General features: G+C 42.1%; 1 protein-coding gene. It reads right to left on the minus strand.

Translation table 11 applies throughout. The features are described 5' to 3' along the window. Window positions 1-825 (minus strand): IS110 family RNA-guided transposase (locus D8793_RS11745; protein WP_125383919.1); only part of this gene is annotated, 825 nt, incomplete at its 3' end. Between the last annotated feature and the right edge of the window lie 250 nt (window positions 826-1,075).

A 1,075-nucleotide genomic window follows, 5' to 3' on the forward strand; every position in this document is an offset into this window, starting at 1 on the left:
AATTTCCGCTATGATCACAGAGGCTGTAATGAGATCAATACCAGGAATAGAATCTAGGATTTCCACTGGTCTCTCATAGAGATTTAGATAGCCGTTCATACGCTCTTCCAAACAATCGATTTGTTTTTGATAAAAATCGTAAATCTCCAAGGACTGACCTAACATAAAACGATGATGAGCCGAAAAATACCCATCAAGTGCCTCAAGGAGTTGGGGAACTTTTCTTTTCAAACTGGTATAAACAGATTGGTGGATCATTCTTGGGGTAAGGGGCGTCTCATCAATAAGCAGTTGCAGTAAGTTTCGACCAGAAGCCCCCATGATATCTTCTATGTAGGTTGTTAGCTTAATACCTCCTGATTGGAGGATTTTATGGATCCGATTGGTCTCACGATTACGGCTCTCTACATAGTGTTTCCGTTGTCGTGTTAGCTCTCTCAATTCTTGAATGGTTTCATCAGGAACGAAACTGCGAGGGAGCAGGCCGATTCGTGTTAATTGGGCAATCCAGTGAGCATCTTTCTTATCTGTTTTTTGACCTGGAATAGCTTTCATATGAGCAGGCTGTGCTAGGATGAGTTCAAAGTCATCACAGAGTTCATGCCAGACAGGTCTCCAGTAAACTCCTGTGCTTTCCATGCCGACGGCTTCTACATGAAATCGACTGAGAAAATCATGACAGGCTTTTAATCCTTTTGTTGTTGTATCAAACTGAGCCATTTCACGCTTTGGACGAGTAGAAGTGAGCGGCCCATGTAGAATACAAACCACAAGAGTAGCTTGATGGACATCAATACCTGCACAAGATTGATAGAGAACATCCATTGTGATTCCCTCCATTTATAAAGTCAGAGAGCTTGTCTACCGATAACGTTGTCGTATTTTTATACTCATGCTCAAGGCGATATTTTGGGGTACTCGTCGGTAGAGTGGATTAGTTTGTCCCGCGAAAGTGATATTCAAGAAATTATCAACCACAAAGCCCTCACTTAGATTATACTTCTAAATGAGGGCTGTTGTCTTTATTTTCATGTTTCTGTGGGTGACGGCTATGTCGTCATGGCTGTCTGTCCCA

Source organism: Streptococcus cristatus (assembly GCF_003943465.1).
Lineage (GTDB): Bacteria > Bacillota > Bacilli > Lactobacillales > Streptococcaceae > Streptococcus > Streptococcus cristatus_C.